We start from the raw sequence: 20,672 nt of genomic DNA, 5'->3' as shown, positions 1-20,672 counted from the left end.
CATATTGGCTAACCAATATTTGAGGATTATCAATGAAAAAAGTGCTTCTCTCCACAATGGCAACAGTTGCACTAATGGCTGCACCGACTATGGCATTTGCAGCAACGTCAAAGACTGTCGACCATCCGAAAACAGCACATGCTACAACGCACACAACGAAGTCTCATCACAAAACCACAAAAACAGCGCCGAAGGTAACAACTCATAAGTCGTCTGCATCTAAACACAAGACAACTCATAAGGTGACGAAACCTTCGGCTAAAAAGACAGCATCTAAAGCTAATCATTCAAAAACAACGAAGAAAAAGTAAAACTGGTGTACAGAATCCTCATCGCGTGCAGGCGATGGGGATTCTGTGTCTGGGTAATTATAATATGGGGGATCTAAAATAAAAAGTCTCACTTGATCCGCTGCCTTTCGGATCGCGCGGCGAGCGGTGTTGCGCATATCGTGTCATCCGTGTGGGTAATCCCGTAACTCCTGAGTGCTTATAGCATAATGACGGACCGCGCCCAGCCACCTCACGAGACTAACATCCAGTGGTGCGGTTGAGGTTGAATTTTAATGGAGAATGATACTGACTCATTGGTGATTTTGCTTAATTAGATTGGCGAATATTAGAGAAGCTGCTGACGTAGATGTCGATTTTGTCGTATATCAGCCGCAAAATCCCACCCAAAAGTGTAGCTATTGAGATTTGTAACTTTGTCCATAGGTATGTATTGGTTGAATCCGTAGATGTTGTTTCCCAAAATGTCCTTGTACCCAAACAAGGCTAATTCGGAATTTGGATACGTTACTTTTTCGCCGAGTTGCTGTGCGGTAGTCGTCTTCCATCCATATATTGATTCGATTTGACTCCTTGCACTAGGAAAGAATGGTGCAGCTTCGGCTTCAGAGTCTCCAGTCGACATTGAACTTGAATCAATTTTTACGGAAGCTCCGGGGCCGTTCAACACTAGTTCGAAACTGCCATCATTGGCTACGGTATTAGTACCTCCGGTTGGCTTCGCAGGGGTAAATGTCTTCGGTACAGTTATATATAAAACACGTGTTCCATCTATAGTCGCTGCATATGCTACCCACTTATTCTTATACGATGACGGTATATTGGCTACAAATGTTTTAGGTAGTTTTGGTTGTTTTGAAGGGAAGTTATGATTTACGTTCATTTTCACTACACTGACAGCGGTCTTGTAGGTAGTTTTAGGCAATGACGGAACGGACATTGGTTTGTATTTGGCGGAATTGACTGATACGGCTGGGGCTGACATCTTAGCCTCAGATACATACATTTGGTGTGCAGTGGTTGTATTCGTGATGATAGCTCCTACAAGTAGACAGTCGAGTAAAGAATTCATCATATGTCTAGCCCTCTCTTGTTTCTGAACATTGATCAGCAATATGAACTATAATATTCCTTGAATACCATTTATGTGAGCGTTTTGCAGAATTACATTTCTCTTTGAAACGAAAAGAGAAACAATACCAGTTCGAGAGTTATCATTTACATTTTTCGCTTGTGTCGTCTAGGTTTTCGCATGCCCTTGCCAATAACAGAGTGCCAAGAATCGTATCAGATTAAGCCGTCTTCAGTGAGCTTGCTGTCGTGTTCATCGCCAGTGCAGAAGCAAGTAGAACAATCGCATTGAGGTAAACGTATGTGGTGACCTTCTCAATGCCATGGACGTGCGTGTCGTTGGCTGTAAGATTTTCTTTCAGCCGGGAATTACATCTCTCCACCGACGTTCGCTCCTTGTAGAGAGCTATCCAACCCCGCGTGTTTCGGTGCGGGTTGGCGTAACGCCTGACATCGTCGGTGATGCTCTTCTTGACTACCATTCCGTAGTTGGAGTCAGAGCAAGCAGCAGTCCCAAGCGGGCAGCCAACCTTACCTACTGCATGTGGACAACGGAACTTTAATCGGTCACCGTCGGCTCCCCAATAGACCATGTCGTAACCCATGGAGCAACGAGGTGTACCATCGGATGCCATGCCTGCAGGCGGTTCCTTTTCTCCCCGCTTATTGAGTGCAATGATTGCTTGCGCACCATAGCCACGGGCAGCCTCGTAGTTTTTCACCTGGTCATACCCGGCATCCATCATGACGTATTTGACCTTCCAACCGTAGTTTTCGACGACATCTTTCATGAGTGGAATCGCCATCTCACCGTCATAAACATGAGCGGGTGTGACCTCCAAGGCTACAGGTAACTCGCTGGAAGTATCCACTGCGAGGTGAATTTTGTATCCGAACCACGTGAGCTTGTTGCCAAATGTGTCATACTTGGCACCCCAGTTGGCGTTACCCGTTTCTTGACTACGTGATTTCGGTTGCTTCTTCTCATAGGCACCAACCGCTGTACTGTCAATGGCGAGGTGACTTCCATCGATGATTCCAGCCTCTTTGCACTGACTGACCAGGTCAATGAAGAGTGCCTTCGCAAGATCTTTATCCACTACGGCCTTGAAGACTCGACTGAGTGTGGCAATTGACGGTGCGGGTTCATCTAACCGAAACCCGCATTGGTACCGGAAACGCAGGTCGCTAACCAAACGTTTGTGTAACTTGGTAAAGGTCGAAATCCCCTCAAGCGGAGCAGCAAGAAACGCTCGTAAAACTGCTTCACGATTGATAGGCTTTGCTCCCTGGGGTGATGAATTCCTTAACTTTGCGGCATACGGCTGAAGATCCAGGGCAGAAAAGAACAGCTCAAGTCGCTCACTGGGTTCGATTTCTAGCCACTCTTCAAAGGAAAACAGGGACTTTTGGAGAAGATACAAGTGGACTTCCCTCCTCGGAGAATTTTGGGTTTGGTCACTTGAAATCTTCTCGAAGTTGGGGTGAAGTCCTTTTTCATGTCCTGAAATCCTTTGCCCCGCAAGGACTTATGAATCTGCAAAACGCTCATGTATATCATTTAAAATTTGTTTTTACTAAACGGCATTGAATTCACAAAATACATGAGCGGCGGATATTACGTCCGTCTCCACATGCCTAAGTGTGACCTCGGCGTCGAAACCACCGACATCCTCGTCCACTCGATGATGAGTAATATTGAGTTTGCCATGTTCAGGCGTGCCGAGGAAGAGCAGGTACCTGCCTTCGTTCGGCCGATGAGCCTCACCAATACAGGTCATGGCCGCGTTGGGAACGTATGACGGGTGTCACGGCTTCAGCCGAGCAGACATACAGGACAGCTGAAAAACTCTCTATACCAGTTCCGACAAGTGTTCTCTCGGCTTCAGTTTTACTTGAGCGTTTTGCAGAATTAACGTTCACAACGCATTTGACACTATATATAGTGTTCCATTGATAGTTCGTACACTATATATGTGCGAGAAACGGTGAAAAATCGAATTCTGCAAAACGCTCGTATAAAAAGAGAAACAGCCATCGTGTTAGGATGGCTGTTAAATCTCTGAGTAATGACACGGGTACTCTGTAGCACGCGGATGGGTTGGGCCAATGGAGGCTTTTTACTCTTTACGACAATGAGATACAGGTTTACTTGCCAAATTCTTTGGCTATCAGTAACCGCAGGATGGGTAGTGTCCCGTCAAGTGGTGTAAATTGTTTGAGTGCAATCACTCTGTGACTTGGGTCATTTATGTAAAACAGACGTCGGTGCCAGTAACTCTTGTTCCTGAGTTCCCGTCAGTCTCGCCATCGACTCTCTGCTAAAGTATCGCCGTGCAACGATCCACTCATCGTTTTGCTCCTGGAGAATGGCTCCACCAAGTCGTATCACGGAATCCCGATTTGGAAAGATGCCAACCACGTCAAAGCGTCGCCGCAGTTCACGGTTTAAACGTTCCAGCGGGTTTGTGGAGCAGATTTGCTTCCAGTGCTCCTTTGGAAATGCCATGTAGGCAAGTACGTCTTCCTCTGCACGTTCTAGGACATCCATCGCCTTCGGAAACTTTCCCTGGAGCTGTTCTACGACAACAGCAAGTTGTTGTTTAGCTGCCTCCTGCGTTGGCTGAGCGAATATCGTCCGGACAATGGACGAGACCATCGCCTGTGACGTCCTGGGTACCTGACTCAAGATGTTACGCATGGTGTGAACTCGGCATCTCTGCCAGGTAGCTCCTGTTAAAGCAGATGCAATGGCACTACGTAGTCCTTCATGGGCATCGCTTATCGCCAACTGAACGCCTCGCAGACCACGTGCAACAAGACTACGGATGAAAGTCAGCCAGAACGAGCCGTCCTCACTGGTACCAATGTCAAATCCCAATACCTCTCTCTCACCGGTGGCTCTCACCCCAATGGCAATCACAAACGCCATACTCTGGACACGTCCGCCCTCACGGACCTTGGGAAACGTCGCATCCAACCACAAATATGGATACGTTCCTTCAAGCGGACGGTTCTTGAAGTCCTGCACAACGTCATCTAGCTCCTTACAGATGCGAGATACTTCACTCTTGCTGATTCCCTGAATCCCCATGGATTCAACCAACTCATCCACCTTGCGGGTACTCACACCATGCACATAGGCCTCTTGAACAACCGATAAAAGCGCCTTCTCAGCTTTTCTCCTGGGTTCCAGAATACTGGGGAAGTAACTCCCTCTACGAAGCTTAGGAATCTGCAGATCAATCGTTCCAACACGAGTGTCCCACTCTCTATCACGGTGTCCATTTCGACTATTACTGCGCTTGTTAGTACGCTCGTAGCGTTCAGCACCGATAAGCGAGCTGACCTCAGCATCCATCACTGCCTGCGTAAGGACTCTCAGACCCTCCTTCAAAAAGTCCACATCACCATCTTCTAATCCGATCTTGCGAATCAACTCCAAAAGTGCGATCTTATCCGTATAAGCCATCGATGTGCCTCCTCTACTGATTGCTCGTCACTTTTAGTAGATTGCACTCGATGGCTTTTTCGTCAAGATCTAACCACTGAATTTACACCACTACTTGAGACTCTAACGCAGGATGTCGTTGTAGGACCATAGCCTGGAACGAGAAGAAAGAAGAGAACGAAGATGATCAGGAATACAACTGCCCAGGCCGTGTATCCACCAAATGTTCCGTACATCAACAGCACTCCCTTCATTTGTGATTGATTACCCTTTACGATATTCCAGGTGGCTTATTGAACGAGTCGGCTAATATCTATATTTGTGGTGGCTTCGAAGGTATCCGCATATGTACATAGAAAATAGGATGGTTGCCTAGTTTGTAAGACAGAGTCATTTGGTTTTAACTTAGATAAAATATTAAATACAAAATTTGTATTTTGGATGTGCGCAACTTTTTCGTGCTTGATGAACCGCCGTATGTGGATGCGTGTGCACGCTGTGCGAGGTCGGGGGCTTGGCGCCTCCTACTCGCTTGGAAAATAAAAATGGCTCACCCTGGTGCGCTGCTTTTCGTAGCGCGCGGTGAGCACTGTTGCGTATACCGTATCATCCGTGGGATATCCTATAACTCCTGAGATGCTATCAGCATAACGAAGGACCGCGCCCCGCCTCATTGGTGATGACTTTCTTGGGGCGCGGTTTTTTATGAGTGGTGTATGAATTAATACCCTCTCCTGCACCCTGGGCATCCAGGATCCACGACGATATTTCTAGTAGTAGGCACGTAATAGTGACGGGGAACGTTGACGATGACCTGGCGATTGACGTTTACAATCGGGTGAACGTACGGTATCTCGCGTGGGATGTAGTGATTTCTTACTGTATAGACTGGTGGGCAAATATGAGCAGGACAGCGCACGAGTTATTCACCTCCACGGACAGTGATTTCTCAACCATTAAATGCTGAAGTGTCCAAGCATGAACCGGTCTCGAGCCCGATCTTTAGGATCATCCAATGTGAAAAGCCACATCCATCTCAAGAGTCCAGTGGCAGCGTTATTGCATTTTCTGGTTAATCCGCGGAAAGAATGGACAAGTTAAGTTCAATCCCGATTTGTGAGGAATTGCCGTATGATCGGTGCAGTGTGCTTCACAAGTTTACTAACAGCAATGAATGCCCTGATTATTGTGTTCATGCCTAAATACCTCTCACGACAAGAAATGTACGTCACATGGGGTATTGTGGATTTGATCAGCTTCATGGTCGATGGGTATTTAGGTGGTGCATGCAATCTTTATTATTTGAGCGTTTTGCAGAATTCGATTTTTCACCGTTTCTCGCACATATATAGTGTACGAACTATCAATGGAACACTATATATAGTGTCAAATGCGTTGTGAACGTTAATTCTGCAAAACGCTCATTTTTTTGACCGTAGCTTAGAAGCAAAAGATGTGCTTTTCCAAAGCATTATCCCAGGGATGTATGGAGTTATCGTGTTGAATTTCATGCCAACGCGCTGGGGGAAATTTGTACTATATATGGTCATATGGACAGCGCTTTCGGTTCTTATTGAATGGCTAGCGAATCAGTTTCATTATATTACGAGCGTTTTGCAGAATTCGATTTTTCACCGTTTCTCGCACATATATAGTGTACGAAATATCAATGGAACACTATATATAGTGTCAAATGCGTTGTGAACGTTAATTCTGCAAAACGCTCATTACATATATACACTGGAGCTTGCTTTATTCAATTCCTGCATATCCAATCGGTATTTTGTTTTGAGATGGCATCTGTCATTTTTAAGGAGGCATTCTGCATGAACGCGGTGGTTGTGTATACTCCATAATCTGGGAATAAAGGGTGGGGAGGGATGTACGCGTTGAAGTCTTTGTGGTCCGTCTTAACGGTTTGGGCAATCTTAGTGATTACAACATTGTCTTATTGCGTTCGTTATTTGTGGCTTCACTACGAAGCGATATACCAAGATCACCATGCCATTGGATGGGGACCAGGAGGAAATGATCAGCGCTTTGAAATACAGTTGATGATGCCACATCTTCAGCATTGGGCCATCGGGGCAGCAGTGGCGACAATTTGTTGTGTAATGTTGGTTATTCGAAGTTACTCTGTACAAAAATAGCCCATCATGCATCACTTCAGCATTTAGGTCTCGTGTGAGACCGAGACTTACGAGTTGATTTACGAAGGTATCGACTGTAGATCGCTGAATTCTTGACTTCCGGATCTAGAGGTCTTTTTCGTGGCTTTTGGCATCGATCATTTTCCTGCGTATAATCTGCGATTCCCTGCACACAATAACTGTTGTAGGGAGATGATGTGTAGCAAAGACGACCCTTTGGGATGTCTCATTTACCATCGACGACTTACAGGAAGAGACCGCCTTGTGCGGTCTTTTTCGTGTGTGAAAATAAAAATGTCCACCGGTATGGGATGGCGCGATAATCCACGGGCGCGGTTTTGTTTGACTTGCCGCCATTTGTAATATCCACTGCGTGATACGCTCAACACTTCACACATTTTTTCAACACGAAATTCGTCCCGATGGTCCTCTATAAACTGAAACTTCATGCGTGGCGTTATCGGGATATTGGAAAAGAGATGTTTGAAGGAGTCGGGGTCCGTTCTGAGCAGTTGGTCAACCTTTTGAGCATCTGTAATCATCAGGTATTCTCTTCTTCCATATTGTTGAAAAGGAAACAAAAAATCAATATAATCATCATTGTACCGACAGGGGGAGAGTAGGCCTTGGACAAAAGAGTACAGCTGATAACGAATTTTAGGGACTTATTTGACAAGATGGTCTGGCTTAATAAGTCTAAGATGGAGGATAGTCTTAAGGGTTTTAAGCCTTCTGAAGTACATTGTATCGAATCCATTGGAAAAAATATAGATCCCAATGTAACCAAACTCGCGGAGTCCCTTTATATGACTCGAGGCGCCATCAGTAAATTAACGAAGAAGCTGATGGACAAAGGCCTGATCGAAAGCTACCAGAGGTCGGATAACAAGAAAGAAATCTATTTTAGACTGACTGAGCAAGGGAAAGTCATTTATAAAATCCATGAGGAATTGCACAAAGAGTTTCAAGAGCGGGACAAAGTCGTCTTTGAGCAAGTGACAGACGAGGAATTCGACAGTATGCTTAGGTTTGTGGAAAATTACAGTCGGCATTTGGATGCTGAAATAAAGAAACAAGGTCTCACGGTTCATTAAATTGCGATCCGTTTAAATGATGAAATCATAGGCATTCCGATTCAATTTGAGAACGGGATGCCTTTTTTGTGACTGTCATTTTGTTGACAAGGAAATAAAATGGTGATAATTTTGGTGACACGGAAACAATGTTGGCCTCTGATACGAGAAAGGAGAACCGAATGTCAAAGAATAGAGCGTTTTGCAGAATTCGATTTTTCACCGTTTCTCGCACATATATAGTGTACGAAATATCAATGGAACACTATATATAGTGTCAAATGCGTTGTGAACGTTAATTCTGCAAAACGCTCAATAAAGTAAAGGAACCAGGATTGCCCAAGGAAATGCTTGCGGCTGCCTGGGCGATTGCGCTTGGAGCCATTGCGCCAATGCTGGATTCAACCATGGTGAACATCGCCATTGATAAACTAACGAGGGATTTCAACACGACGTTGGATACGATTCAATGGTCGATTACGGGATACGTCTTAGCGCTTGCGATGGCTGTGCCCGTATCTGGATGGATTATGAACAAATATAACGGGAAGAAAATCTTCGTGGGTGCAGTCTTCGCTTTTGGTATCATTTCTTTTTTTGTTGGAATTAGTTGGGGTGTCGCAGCATTCATTTTCTTTCGTTTGCTTCAAGGATTTAGTGCTGGGATTATTACCGCGCTGATGTCCACACTCTTGGTGAAAACCGCAGGCCCAGAGAATGTAGGGAAAGTGATGGCCATCGTCAGCACACCTATGATCTTTGGACCTATCTTAGGACCTGTCATCGGGGGCTTTATCGTTCAAGGTGCGTCATGGCGCTGGATTTTCTTTATCAACGTGTTCATCGTTTTGATTGCTGCACCACTGATGATGAAAACGATACCTGACTTTGAACCATTCAACAAAGACAGTAAACTCGATGTTTTTGGGATCATTGACTTGTCCTTAATGAGCGCGGTGTTGATTTACGGAATTACGAAGGCAGCGGACCATGCGTCATTTAACAACAGCGAAACGATGCTATGCCTCGGCATTGGGCTTGTGCTCGCAGTCATCTACCTCTTATATAACCGAATCAGAAAGAATCAAACAGTGCTTCCACTGAATTTGTTTGCACACAAGCGTTTCCTAGCATCCAGCGTAGGTTTGTTTTTAGCGAATATCGCAATCATGGGGCCCATGCTCATACTTCCATTGTTCTTTCAGAACTGTCGTCATTTCACGGCGATCGAAGCAGCGCTAGCGCTAATTCCGCAGGGTATTGGGATGCTTGTGACTCGACCCATCATCGGAAAAATGATTGATCAGATCGGCGCGAAATATGTGGTCATCGTTAGCCTTGTTCTCTCGCTGATCGGCTCGATTCCACTTACCTTTATCACTGACAAAACCAGTATGGTTTGGATTTCCATTATATTGTTCATCCGTGGTACCAGTTTTGGCGGAATTATGCTTCCGTTGACGAGTGACGCATATACAGGACTGGACAGCGAACAACTGCCAGAAGCAGGTGTCGGTATCAATATGATTGAGAACCTTGGTTCGAGTTTTGGGACCGCTGTGATCGCAACTGTTGTTGCCGCTGTCATACAAGGATTGGATCCCACTGTCGCCAATGGGTTGAGAGGGTACCATGCGGGGTTCTTAGCATCCGCGATTGTCCTTGCGGGAATCTTCATCCCAAGTTTATTCCTTACACATAAAAAGAAGGCGTAATATCTTCGCTCCTTGTGACTGAAGTCGAACCTTGTCACGCTTCGTTGTGTTGACTCATACATGTCAATAAGCGGGCGATGAAATGAGGTGACTGCATGCGCGAGCTTTGGAATTGGGTGCAGGGGCGACGCTTAAGTACCATGATTGTGGGGTTGTTAAGTGCCGCAAAGGTCATCACGGATGCTTTAGGATGGCATGTGATATCAGACCAAGAACTGAACGCGATAGCAAATGGCGCTGCGGCATTGTTGACGGTGATTACGGTTGTGATGTCGCATGTGAAGCCAATTGCGGCAGCGTCTGCGACGAATGTCGCACAGACAGGCCCAGCGGCCGAGGCGAGTGGGCAGGCACGTGATACTGGAAGTACAGGTACCCCGGTCAGTGGGGGGGGTGGTGGGGGGCAGTCGGCGGGATCGTCGGGAAGTGACGATGCGTTGCCGAACCCTGAAATGGCGTCTGACGGTTATGCGCGTCCGCCAAAGCTGTAATTTGTGTATATTAGGAAGGGGGGCCGCTCCTTGTGGGCGGCCATGTCGATGTTTGCGCCTTGCCTGAGGGTGACGAAGATGTTGGAGGTGAAGCATGGCGACGACGGTAGAGACGAAGTTGGAAGTGCGTTGGGGCGAGTGTGATCCGGCTGGAATCGTCTATCACCCAGCCTATATTGATTGGTTTTCTGTCGCGAGAATGCACTTCTTGTCTGCGTATGGAGTACATTATATGGAGACGTTTCACGGTGGCGATATTCAAGTTGTGGTTACGGATGTCGCTTGCCAGTACATGAAAGCTTTGCGTGCGCAGCAAGAGATTACGGTCGTGGCGCAACTGGATGAATTGTCGCGCGTGCGTATGCGATTTTCGTATCAAGTGTTCGATGCGTCGGGCGCGTTGTGCGCGAAGGGGCATACGCGGCACGCGTTTGTAGAAGATGGGTCCATTCGGCCGGTAAACGTTCAGAGAGTGGCCCCTGCGGTTTGGCAGAAGCTATTGGCGCTGCCGGTTGCACATCAGAATACATAATGAAGATAGACAGGGTGCTTGTACCGTCAAATGTTTGCGCCTGTATCGGCGTGTACCGTCACGTGTGCCTACACCGTTTGTGCACGAGGATGTGTATCTTAAAGCAGACGGTAATGGCACCTGGCTTCGCTTTCTCTACATGGTCGGCTTGGTGCTGTAGAGCCAGGCGAAAAGCGGCTGTTGTCAGAGGCCTTCCCTTTTTGGCGTAGGTTCCTGACTCGTTTGACAGTCGCACCATGTCATACCGTCGACGCGGTTTGCGTTGGCGGTTTTTGTTTTTATACAGAAAATGGGTATACACGGTCTGTCGATTCCTCATACTGTTGCTGGATTGCTCGTTTGTCCATGACAAGGCGAGCGGCGTCAGGAAAGAATTTTTGAAGGAAGGACTGGTGAACGTGCGCACACTCAACATGACTTCTGAGAACGCGTTCCCGGCCTTAGTTGACAAGCTTTCCAGTGTTAGAGGCGTGACCATTATCCATGCGGACGGAGGCCATCACGCTTTGTCCGTCGGATATGACGAGCAGGCCGCCGAGGACCTGTGCAATGTGTTGACGACGTTTCTGTTCAGCGACTGGTTGTTCGCCTGGTTGCAGGCAGCGCTCAATCAGGAATACCGCCACCTCAGCGACGATGAAATCGAATATCTGACGTTGGTGTTGGTTCACGAGGTACGAGCGAATGAGCTAGCATTGGGCAACCGCAGTTTTGAGGAGTGGTACGCGCGGACGAAAGCGGGGATGCGCACCGTGCTCACGACCGGAAAGGCGTTGTCGATGGAAGGCGTTGCGCGGTTCCGACTGCGGTGGTTTTTGAAGTCTGTCACGGCGGCGTCGCGGGAGCGGGTTCAGCAATTTTTGCTTGACCGCGAGTACGAGGAGTCGGTGGCGATGCTGCGCTATCTGCTGGAGACGCAGCCGGAGACGGCGCAGGAGTTGCACGTTTTTTCGGCGCCTGATCGGGTGTGGATTACCGATGCCACTGGGCGTCTCGTGCGCGACCGGGAGGTGACCGAGGCGGCGCTGTCTGAATCGACGGTCGATCTCAGCAGTGAGGACCTGGCGATGAGCATTCTCATTACGCGTTCGCCCTGCAAAATTGTTCTGCACGATATGAATGAGGGGGCGCAGTGGCCGAGTTTTGCAGAGACGCTTGGTCGCGTGTTCGCCGAACGCGTGCGAAAGTGCAATCATTGTAGCACTTGCCAGCAGTTGAAACAGGCGCAGTATATCTTGCCTGTCGACACGTCAAATGACTATCGCCTAAAGCGCAACCACTGATGGTGTCCCCCTTGACTGTCGGCGGATTCTGTCGTAATGTGCCAGTATCAATATCATCTTTTCGGATGCAATGCGGAAAGACGCGCTCGTAGGGTGGCGTGTTTCAGAGACGGATCGCCAAATGGCTGCAAGCGGTCCGCACAAGCGCTACGGGACACCACTTTCCAAGCAACCACTGGGGAGGCTTTGCTGAAACAGTGGTCGGTACACCCCGTTACGGTGCAATGAGCCCATCATGCGCAAATGCGCGGTTATGGTGGGGAAATTGGGTGGAATCACGAGTGAGCGTTCTCGTCCCATAGGGGCGGGGGCGTTTTTTATTTGTCCTCACTCGTGCGTCTGTACCGCCGATGATTAGTGGATTAAAGGAGCGAACATCACGATGTCACAAGAGGTATCGATTCAATTAAAAGACGGATCTGTGCGCCGCTTTGCGAAAGGCAGCACCTATCTTGACGTGGCGGCGGATATCAGTCCGCGTCTTGCCAAGGAAGCCGTGGCTGCCCGGGCCAATGGACTGGTGGTCGACCTGAAACGGGAAATTGAAGACGGTGTGGAAGTGGAACTGTTGACGCTTAAAGACAGTGAGGGCGTCGACGTCATGCGCCACTCCTGTGCGCACGTGATGGCGCAAGCGGTGGCGAGACTGTTCCCGGGTACGAAGTTCGCCATCGGGCCAGTCATCGAAAATGGGTTCTACTACGATTTTGCAGATCACGATTTTACGCCAGAAGATCTCCCTCGAATTGAGGAGGAGATGAAGAAGATCATCGCCGCCGATTATCCGATTGAGCGCGAAGTCATCTCTCGCGATGACGCGTTGAAGATGTTCCGTGAGCGGGAAGATAGGTTCAAAGTGGAACTGATTGAAGATCTCCCGGCGGATACGACGATTACGATCTATAAGCAGGCCGAGTTTGTCGATCTCTGCCGTGGCCCGCACCTTCCATCTACTGGCCGCATCAAGGTGTTCCAACTTCAGAACATCGCGGGCGCTTATTGGCGCGGCGATTCGAAGCGCGAGATGTTGACGCGCCTGTACGCGGTCGCATTTGCCAAAAAGAGTGAACTGGACGAATATAACCGGCTGCAAGAGGAAGCGCGTGAGCGCGACCACCGCCGTCTTGGCAAGGAATTGGACATTTTCATGCTCTCGCCGGAAGTGGGACAGGGGCTACCTTTGTGGTTGCCGAACGGCGCCAAAATCCGCCGGACTATCGAGCGGTACATTGTCGACCTTGAGGAGTCTCTAGGGTACGATCACGTCTATACCCCGCACCTGGCCAGCATTGAGCTTTACAAGATTTCTGGGCACTGGGACCATTACCACGAGGATATGTACCCGCCGATGGAAATGGACAATGAGGAACTTGTCCTGCGCCCGATGAACTGTCCGCACCACATGATGGTGTACAAAAACCGTATGCACAGTTATCGCGAGCTTCCGATTCGCATCGCGGAACTCGGCATGATGCATCGCTACGAGATGTCGGGCGCACTGGCCGGCTTGCAGCGCGTGCGGGCGATGACGCTGAACGATGCGCACATCTTCTGCCGCCCGGATCAGATTCAAACTGAGTTTGAGCGCGTGGTGAAACTCATTGAGCGCGTGTACAAGGACTTCGGCATTCACGATTACTACCATCGTTTGAGCTATCGCGATCCGGCGAATACCGAGAAGTATGTGCAGAACGACGAGATGTGGGAGACGGCGCAGACGATGCTGCGACAAGCCATGGACAACCTTGGCCTCGATTATGTAGAGGCGCCAGGGGAAGCGGCGTTCTACGGTCCGAAGCTCGATGTACAGGTGCGCACGGCGCTCGGCAAGGACGAGACGCTGTCGACGGTTCAGCTCGACTTCCATTTGCCGAACCGCTTTGACCTGGAATATGTGGGTGAGGACGGGAAGACGCATCGGCCGGTTGTCATTCACCGTGGGGTCGTCGGCACGATGGAGCGGTTCACCGCATTTCTCATCGAGCAGTACAAGGGCGCCTTCCCGGCTTGGCTTGCACCGACACAGGCGGTGGTGGCGTCGGTATCCAGCGATTACGCGGCATATGCGGAAGAAGTCGCGGAAAAACTGCGCGAACAGGGGCTGCGCGTACACGCGGATACACGCCCTGAGAAAATTGGCTACAAAATTCGCGAGGCGCAGATCCACAAAATCCCGTACACGCTCGTGGTGGGCCAGCGCGAGGCACAAGAGGGCACGGTATCGGTGCGGCGCTACGCAGTTGGCGACCAAGGCAGCATGACGCAAGAGGCGTTCGCTCGCAAATTGTCGGACGAAGTCGCAGCGAAGGAACTGTTGGTTGAAGCGTGATGGCTTGGCTGTCGGTACCGCTTTGTGTGGGTTTCAGTCGCTCACTTGACGAATTGCGTTTGCACCCCTAAAATAGGGGAGTGGATTGAACTACTTGAACCAAGCAGAAGCCTGCCGCTTCTCACCTGTTTGGCAATGCTGACGGGTTACCCTGGAAGACGAATAACGGTTCGTCTCCTCGATGACGAATTCTAGGGAGCGCAGGTGTATGCCTGCGCTTTTTTTGTCAGCGCGGTATCGGCTACACATTTTTGGAGGTGACATGAGATTAGCAAAGAAGGATATCAGGTGAATGATGGGATTCGTGCGCGCGAAGTGCGTGTTGTTGACCAGGAGAACGAACAGCTGGGCATTATGTCCTTGCGGGATGCTCTCCGGCTGGCGGAGGAGCGCAACTTGGATTTAGTCAACGTCGCGCCGAACGCCAAGCCACCTGTTTGCCGGATTATGGACTTCGGCAAGTTCAAGTACGAGCAGAGCAAGAAAGAAAAAGAGTCGCGCAAGAATCAAAAAGTCGTCCTTCTCAAGGAAGTTCGCATGACGCCAAACATCGACGAACACGACTTCAACGTCAAGTTGAAAAACGTGCTCAAGTTCCTGAAAGACGGTTCGAAGGTCAAGGTGTCCGTTCGCTTCCGCGGACGCGAAATCACGCACCAGAGCATTGGTCAAGAACTGCTCATCAGGCTTGCTAAGCAAGCGGAGGAACAGGCGATTGTGGAACGTATGCCGCGTCTGGAAGGGCGTCATATGGTCCTGATTTTGTCACCAAAGCAGCCGAGCGCGTAAACGCAAAAATACTTGTACCAAGGTTGTTCTGTGCACCGCTATGGCGATGTCATGAGGACAACCATCTAAACGGAGGAACAGAAATGGCGAACAAGATGAAGTCCCACAGCGGTTTGAAAAAGCGCGTGAAGCGCACGGCTTCCGGTAAGCTGAAGCGCGCCCACGCGTTTGCATATCACAAGGCTGAAGCGAAATCTGCTTCTCGCAAACGCGGTCTGCGCGGTACGACGCTGGTATCGGCGAGCGATTACAAGCGCATCAAGCAATTGGTGGCTTACAAATAATTTTCGCTTGCAGCAGCGGTTTTGTGTTCGTATGAATCGGTTCAGACATTCCGAGATTCTGAAAAGGTCGCGGAACCTCTATGAACCGCCTACTAAGGAGGAAACATTGAGTCATGGCACGTGTTAAAGGTGGTATGGTGACGCGTCGTCGCCACAAGAAAATCCTGAAATTAGCCCGCGGTTATCGCGGTTCGAAACACACGCTGTACCGTACGGCGAAACAACAAGTCATGAAGTCCTTGATGTATGCGTACCGAGATCGTCGGGTCCGCAAGCGGGACTTCCGCCGTCTGTGGATTCAACGTATCAATGCGGCGGCCCGCTCCAATGGGATTTCTTATAACAAGTTTATGTACGGTTTGAAATTGGCTGGTGTTGAGGTCAACCGCAAGATGTTAGCTGACCTCGCTGTCGCAGATGGCCCTGCATTTACGCAGTTGGTCAATGTGGCTCGCGAGAAGCTCAACGCCTAAAGCGCATCCCGGTCAGTCCTGCTGACCGGGTTATTTTTCATGACAGTGTGTTGGTTGGATAAAATAAGGATGCTTGAGCAAGAGGTCAAGGAGGCAGTGTACGTGTACATCGAGTCGGCACAGAATTCCCGCGTGCGTGCTTGGAGCCAGTTGAAATCAAAAAAGGGACGTACCCGCCAGGGTCTTTTTTTGGTAGAAGGCCGCCGGTTGATTGACGAACTGTTTCGAAGCGCGTACGAGGTTGATGCACTGCTCTGGAATGTCGCGTCGGACGAGCTGCCAGATGAGTTGCGAGGCCATCCGAAGGCCGCGGGTAAGGTATTTGAACTCTCTCCATCCGCGTTTGATCAGGTTTCGGACACGACGACACCGCAGGGGGTCATTGCTGTGGCGAAAGTTCCCGCGGAGGACACAGCAAATTTGGCGTCTCATGCGATTCTGTTGGACGGCCTGCAAGACCCCGGCAATGTCGGTACGTTGCTGCGGTCAGCCGAGGCGTTTGACTTTGCGACGGTCTGCTGTGGGACGAATACGGTCGATCCGTTTTCACCGAAGGTGGTCCGCGCGACGATGGGCGGCATGTTTCGCCTTCAGTTATGCACGGATGACAGCCTGCCATTTGTGCGCAAATGGCGCCATCAGCATCCGGATGGACGCGTCATCGTCACGGCGGCGGACGCCGACGAGGTTTGTTATCAAACCGATCTTACAAGACCGACACTCGTGGTGATTGGCAACGAGGCGTTTGGGATTCGCGAGGATGTGCGAGACGCCGCCGACCAGACCGTCTCGATTCCGATGAGCGCAGAGACGGAGAGCCTGAATGCTGCAGTTGCGGGTAGTGTTCTGATTTATGAGGCGTATCGGCAGCGGAGTTTACGAGGAAATTAACGACGTAAAGTCAGTCAGGAAATTGCTGTGCGGGTGTCGGTTTCTATCGACACCTTCGAAGGAGGGATGTAGGTGCAGAGTAAAAAGCAACCCCTCTTTGACCTGCGGCGCAGTACAGCTCTGCTGGTGCTTGGCTTGTGTGAATTTGTGCGCGGCGCGCTGATATTCTTTATCATCCCGATGTACGTCCACAATGTACTTGGGTACTCGACAGCAGCTATCGGGTATGCGATGGCCGCGCACTATGTGTTTGACACGGGACTAAGGTCGCCAGCCGGGTGGTTGGTCGACAGGATAGGACAGCGAAATGTCTGTATGACACTGTTGGCCGTTGCCGGTGTTGGTTTGTGGCTCGTGGTGAGTCAGCACGATTTCTGGGTGATTCTCGTCGGGTGTGCGATGTTAGGCGTGGGCATGGCGGCGGTTTGGCCTGCTGTCATCGCCAGGGTGACAGACGGATTGACGAAGGACGCGTATGCCACGGCCATGGGCAGTGTCATGATGGCTTGGCTGCTTGGCGCGGGACTCGGAGCGATTTGTATGAGTTGGCTGTTCGGCGTACATGTGGCGCGAGGATTCGCGACGTTGCTCGTCCTGTGGGTCATCGCCTATGTTATCGCATTGGTTGTGATGAACCACTGGCGCCCGAGTGAAGCTGTGCGTCAGCGGACACACTTGACGGTTGTTCTTCGAGAAGTGAATAGTGTCAAACTCTTGTTTCCTGGTGTGTTTGTGCAAACGTTTGCCATTGGCGTACTGCTCCCGGTATTGGTGCTATACGCGAGAAATGTGCTCCACCTGGACGCCAGGATGTATAGTTACTTGCTCCTGACGGGCGGTGGGGCGGCGGTTTTGCTGCAGGTGCCAATGGGGCGACTGGTCGACCGGTATGGCTATCGCATGTATTTAGTCGGCGGATTTTTGTTGGCGGCCATCTCTTTGCCATTGATTGGCGGTCTACATCAAGTGCGGTACGTGTTTTTTGCAGTCGTCTTGTTTGGTGCTTCTTACGCGCTGATTCTGCCGTCCTGGAATGCGGTGGTGGCGCAATGTATTTCACCGGATAGGCGGGCGGTCATGTTCGGCGTGTTTATGACGGTGGAGGGTCTTGGAATGGCGGTTGGGCCAGTGTTTGGCACAGAGGTGTGGAACGTGTGCGGCCCGAGTGCGCCATTTGATATTGCAGCCATCATCTTCTTCCTTATGAGCCTTCTTTATGGCATGATGCGATTGGACAAGCTGTTCCTCGCAACACCGCATCGCGAGTCGCCCCGCGTGAGTTGAGCGGAATTCTCGCGGAAGTAAATCAGGGTCTCTTTCAAAGGAGCGTTGGCATTGTGATTCATCCATCTTCATACATGTGGATTGCACCATTAGTGGCAATGATTGTTGCACAAGGGTTGAAACCACTGTATCGAATGGTCAGATTGCGCACGTGGGATTGGCGGCAGGTGAAGAATTCAGGAGGCATGCCGAGTTCCCACTCGGCTGCGGTTACGGCGCTCGTCGTAGAACTTTGGCTGCGATATGGTGGTTCGGACCCTGTGTTGGCAATTGGCATCTTCGTTGCGGGCGTTGTGATGTATGACGCGGCGGGTGTGCGCTGGCAGACGGGACGACAGGCTGCTGTACTCAATCGATTGCTGCAAGATCTGCGTGGCCAGTCTGTAGAGCTCAATCCGTCATTGCAGACGGGTGAAGCGACGCCGGATGGGGTGTCATCGCTCAACGGTATTCCTTCTCTGCAAGTGGTCAAGTCACCGTGGTGGTTGATTGATTGGCCGGTGCTCGACGAGCATGTGGGCCACAAGCCGACGGAGGTCGTCGGCGGCATTCTCGTCGGTATTATCGTTGGGCTCATCATTCACTGAAACAATCTGGATAGTACAAGCGCGCGGGGCGTAGAACCCGCGCGCTTTTTTGGTGCGCCCAGCATGGGCGCTATCTATACGGTGAAAGTCCGGAATGGTGAAGGTAGCAGTAGCCATAGCTCAAGCCAAGGGTGTCCGTCGCGAGGCGGAATCTGAAGGAAGGCGGCGGCAAATCTCCGGCCCGAGGAACACGAACCTCAAGTGAGGCTAACGACAGCTGGATGAGTTTGCCAAACAAAACAAAGTCCATGCTACCGAAGGCTGTCGAGAGTAAATGGGGCGGGTAGGTGGAGAGAAAGATAGCGCTCTTACCTGGGGAGGTCTGTCCGGCACGCCAGCAAGACTGGTAACCGGTACTGAAAGGTGCCGCTGAACGGGCAGAAGTCAGCAGACGGCATAGTACCTGTGGAGGGACGCCAAAACAGGGAAGGCCTGAACGTGATTGTGAGGGTTGAACATGGCAAGCTCGCAAGGAAAGCAAAGACAGCAGAAAATCCCAAAAAGGAGCTACCTCCAGGAGGAAGCGGTGAATCCGCAGGGGACTGAAGGAGTGCCTAGCTTTTCTTCGGCGCAACCCAAGGGAACAACCCGCGAGGAGAACCCTATCGACCTGATGGAACAAGTGGTAGAGCGGGAAAACCTGCTCGAAGCGTTACGCCGTGTGGAGCGAAACAAAGGATCGGCCGGTGTCGACGGCATGGAGATTAAATCCTTTCGACCATTCCTAATGGACAACTGGTCACGCATCCGAGAAGAACTCCTGAGTGGAACCTACAAACCGATGCCCGTACGTCGAGTCGAAATCCCGAAACCAGACGGTGGCATTCGGATGTTAGGGATACCTACGGTGCAAGACCGCCTGATACAACAGGCACTTCTACAAGTACTTACACCGATCTTTGATCCGACGTTCTCCACATCCAGCCATGGATTCCGAGCAGGGCATAGTGCGCGAATGGCGGTAAACCAGGCGCGCAACTATGTCTCAGAGGGATACCGGTGGGTAGTTGACATGGACTTGGCTCAATTCTTCGACCGAGTGAACCACGATATGTTAATGGCACGCGTGGCGAGGAAGGTAATGGATAAGCGAATCCTCCGACTCATCCGCAGATACCTAGAGGCGGGGATACTCGTCAATGGGGTTTGCGTCAGGTCAGAGGAAGGCACGCCGCAGGGCGGGCCGATGAGCCCGTTATTGGCCAATATTTTGTTGGACGACCTAGACAAGGAACTGGAACGTCGTGGGCACCGCTTCGTCCGCTATGCGGACGACTGCAACATCTACGTGAGCAGTCGGCGGGCGGGAGAGCGAGTGATGGAAGGTGTGCGCAAGTACGTAGAAGGGCGACTGAAACTCAAAGTGAATGTGGAGAAGAGCGCGGTAGACCGACCGTGGAAACGAAAGTTTCTCGGGTTCTCGTTTACAGTGGAGAAGAGGACGCGAATTCGAGTCGCACCAAAGTCGCTCAAACGGTTCAAGGACAGGGTTCGAGAGCTCACGAGACGAAGCCGAGGGCAGTCGATGGCAAGTCGGGTGGAAAAGCTCAACGCCTACCTGAGAGGATGGGCAGGATACTACCGCTATGCTGAAACTCGAAGCGTATTCGAGCAACTGGATGAGTGGACACGGCGCCGACTGAGGATGTGCTTGCTGAAACAATGGAAGCAGTCCAAGACCAAACGGCGTAAGCTGGTTTCACTCGGCATACCAAGAGAATGGGCCGTGAATATAAGTAGCTCACGGAAAGGGCACTGGCGACTCTCCAATACTCCACAAATGAATAAAGCCCTTGGTCTGACCTACTGGAGAGAGCAAGGGCTTGTGAGTTTAGTCGAGCGATATGATTCACTTCGTTCCACAACATGAACCGCCGTATACCGAACGGTACGTACGGTGGTGTGGGAGAACGGGGGTTAGTCGCCCCCTTCTACCCGATTATTGACTTGCTTGGTCCCTCGTCTGTTTGTCGTCCACC

General features: G+C 50.4%; 17 protein-coding genes. 14 read left to right on the top strand and 3 right to left on the bottom strand.

Annotated elements, in window-relative coordinates; all coding sequences use genetic code 11:
- Positions 1–32 precede the first annotated feature (32 nt).
- Positions 33–311, top strand: a complete 279-nt coding sequence (locus tag K1I37_RS16460) for a hypothetical protein (protein ID WP_152498705.1) — start codon at positions 33–35, stop codon at positions 309–311.
- A gap of 307 nt (positions 312–618) precedes the next feature.
- On the opposite strand, the gene K1I37_RS16455 is transcribed toward K1I37_RS16460, so the two are convergent.
- The 3 genes from K1I37_RS16455 to K1I37_RS16445 form a co-directional block, all read right to left on the bottom strand.
- Entirely contained in the window at positions 619–1,365 is a 747-nt protein-coding gene (locus tag K1I37_RS16455; protein WP_021294895.1) for a hypothetical protein, read from the bottom strand.
- A 217-nt stretch (positions 1,366–1,582) separates the two neighbouring features.
- Positions 1,583–2,785 (bottom strand): transposase, encoded by a 1,203-nt coding sequence (locus tag K1I37_RS16450; RefSeq protein WP_242215929.1) that lies wholly within the window; start codon positions 2,783–2,785, stop codon positions 1,583–1,585.
- Positions 2,786–3,606: 821 nt separating this feature from the next.
- Positions 3,607–4,833 carry an IS256 family transposase gene (locus K1I37_RS16445; RefSeq protein WP_146824841.1) on the bottom strand — a complete coding sequence of 409 codons (1,227 nt, stop codon included), beginning with the start codon at positions 4,831–4,833 and terminating at the stop codon, positions 3,607–3,609.
- Positions 4,834–7,639: 2,806 nt separating this feature from the next.
- Here K1I37_RS16445 and K1I37_RS16440 point away from each other — a divergent pair.
- The 13 genes from K1I37_RS16440 to ltrA all read left to right on the top strand — a co-directional run bounded on the left by K1I37_RS16440 (position 7,640) and on the right by ltrA (position 20,563).
- Positions 7,640–8,056 (top strand): MarR family transcriptional regulator, encoded by a 417-nt coding sequence (locus tag K1I37_RS16440; RefSeq protein WP_407653231.1) that lies wholly within the window; start codon positions 7,640–7,642, stop codon positions 8,054–8,056.
- Between the two features lie 326 nt (positions 8,057–8,382).
- Positions 8,383–9,750: a DHA2 family efflux MFS transporter permease subunit gene (locus K1I37_RS16435; RefSeq protein WP_051189299.1), complete on the top strand. Its 1,368-nt coding sequence runs from the start codon at positions 8,383–8,385 to the stop codon at positions 9,748–9,750.
- A gap of 95 nt (positions 9,751–9,845) precedes the next feature.
- Positions 9,846–10,241 (top strand): hypothetical protein, encoded by a 396-nt coding sequence (locus tag K1I37_RS16430; protein ID WP_021294757.1) that lies wholly within the window; start codon positions 9,846–9,848, stop codon positions 10,239–10,241.
- Between the two features lie 94 nt (positions 10,242–10,335).
- Complete coding sequence (locus K1I37_RS16425; RefSeq protein ID WP_021294758.1) at positions 10,336–10,773, top strand: acyl-CoA thioesterase; 438 nt, start codon at positions 10,336–10,338, stop codon at positions 10,771–10,773.
- A gap of 236 nt (positions 10,774–11,009) precedes the next feature.
- On the top strand, positions 11,010–12,056 hold the full coding sequence (ytxC, locus tag K1I37_RS16420) for a sporulation protein YtxC (protein WP_081653892.1): 1,047 nt from the start codon (positions 11,010–11,012) through the stop codon (positions 12,054–12,056).
- Between the two features lie 382 nt (positions 12,057–12,438).
- The gene (gene thrS, locus K1I37_RS16415; RefSeq protein ID WP_021294760.1) at positions 12,439–14,385 is read left to right on the top strand and encodes a threonine--tRNA ligase; all 1,947 of its coding nucleotides are present in this window, start codon (positions 12,439–12,441) and stop codon (positions 14,383–14,385) included.
- A 288-nt stretch (positions 14,386–14,673) separates the two neighbouring features.
- Entirely contained in the window at positions 14,674–15,174 is a 501-nt protein-coding gene (infC, locus tag K1I37_RS16410; protein ID WP_021294761.1) for a translation initiation factor IF-3, read from the top strand.
- Positions 15,175–15,257: 83 nt separating this feature from the next.
- A complete protein-coding gene (gene rpmI / locus K1I37_RS16405) occupies positions 15,258–15,458 on the top strand; it encodes a 50S ribosomal protein L35 (protein ID WP_021294762.1) in 201 nt (66 codons plus the stop codon).
- A 113-nt stretch (positions 15,459–15,571) separates the two neighbouring features.
- Positions 15,572–15,931: a 50S ribosomal protein L20 gene (gene rplT, locus K1I37_RS16400; protein WP_021294763.1), complete on the top strand. Its 360-nt coding sequence runs from the start codon at positions 15,572–15,574 to the stop codon at positions 15,929–15,931.
- Between the two features lie 102 nt (positions 15,932–16,033).
- On the top strand, positions 16,034–16,822 hold the full coding sequence (locus K1I37_RS16395; protein ID WP_031217666.1) for a TrmH family RNA methyltransferase: 789 nt from the start codon (positions 16,034–16,036) through the stop codon (positions 16,820–16,822).
- A gap of 72 nt (positions 16,823–16,894) precedes the next feature.
- The gene (locus tag K1I37_RS16390) at positions 16,895–18,106 is read left to right on the top strand and encodes an MFS transporter (RefSeq protein ID WP_021294765.1); all 1,212 of its coding nucleotides are present in this window, start codon (positions 16,895–16,897) and stop codon (positions 18,104–18,106) included.
- Between the two features lie 53 nt (positions 18,107–18,159).
- On the top strand, positions 18,160–18,693 hold the full coding sequence (locus K1I37_RS16385; protein WP_021294766.1) for a divergent PAP2 family protein: 534 nt from the start codon (positions 18,160–18,162) through the stop codon (positions 18,691–18,693).
- Positions 18,694–19,150: 457 nt separating this feature from the next.
- Positions 19,151–20,563: a group II intron reverse transcriptase/maturase gene (ltrA, locus tag K1I37_RS16380; RefSeq protein ID WP_242215928.1), complete on the top strand. Its 1,413-nt coding sequence runs from the start codon at positions 19,151–19,153 to the stop codon at positions 20,561–20,563.
- Positions 20,564–20,672 lie beyond the last annotated feature (109 nt).

Origin of the sequence: Alicyclobacillus acidoterrestris, from assembly GCF_022674245.1 — a bacterium.
Lineage (GTDB): Bacteria > Bacillota > Bacilli > Alicyclobacillales > Alicyclobacillaceae > Alicyclobacillus > Alicyclobacillus acidoterrestris.
The sequence above is the reverse complement of the archived record's forward strand: the minus strand, read 5'-3'. Positions and strand labels throughout refer to the sequence as shown.

What these genes read in the sequence shown, in the direction of transcription:
- K1I37_RS16460 (WP_152498705.1), top strand. Translation starts at nt 33, where the DNA reads ATGAAAAAAGTGCTTCTCTCCACAATGGCAACAGTTGCACTAATGGCT.
- K1I37_RS16455 (WP_021294895.1), bottom strand. Translation starts at nt 1,365, where the DNA reads ATGATGAATTCTTTACTCGACTGTCTACTTGTAGGAGCTATCATCACG.
- K1I37_RS16445 (WP_146824841.1), bottom strand. Translation starts at nt 4,833, where the DNA reads ATGGCTTATACGGATAAGATCGCACTTTTGGAGTTGATTCGCAAGATC.
- K1I37_RS16440 (WP_407653231.1), top strand. Translation starts at nt 7,640, where the DNA reads ATGGTCTGGCTTAATAAGTCTAAGATGGAGGATAGTCTTAAGGGTTTT.
- K1I37_RS16435 (WP_051189299.1), top strand. Translation starts at nt 8,383, where the DNA reads ATGCTTGCGGCTGCCTGGGCGATTGCGCTTGGAGCCATTGCGCCAATG.
- K1I37_RS16430 (WP_021294757.1), top strand. Translation starts at nt 9,846, where the DNA reads ATGCGCGAGCTTTGGAATTGGGTGCAGGGGCGACGCTTAAGTACCATG.
- K1I37_RS16425 (WP_021294758.1), top strand. Translation starts at nt 10,336, where the DNA reads ATGGCGACGACGGTAGAGACGAAGTTGGAAGTGCGTTGGGGCGAGTGT.
- ytxC (WP_081653892.1), top strand. Translation starts at nt 11,010, where the DNA reads ATGTCATACCGTCGACGCGGTTTGCGTTGGCGGTTTTTGTTTTTATAC.
- thrS (WP_021294760.1), top strand. Translation starts at nt 12,439, where the DNA reads ATGTCACAAGAGGTATCGATTCAATTAAAAGACGGATCTGTGCGCCGC.
- rpmI (WP_021294762.1), top strand. Translation starts at nt 15,258, where the DNA reads ATGGCGAACAAGATGAAGTCCCACAGCGGTTTGAAAAAGCGCGTGAAG.
- rplT (WP_021294763.1), top strand. Translation starts at nt 15,572, where the DNA reads ATGGCACGTGTTAAAGGTGGTATGGTGACGCGTCGTCGCCACAAGAAA.
- ltrA (WP_242215928.1), top strand. Translation starts at nt 19,151, where the DNA reads ATGGCAAGCTCGCAAGGAAAGCAAAGACAGCAGAAAATCCCAAAAAGG.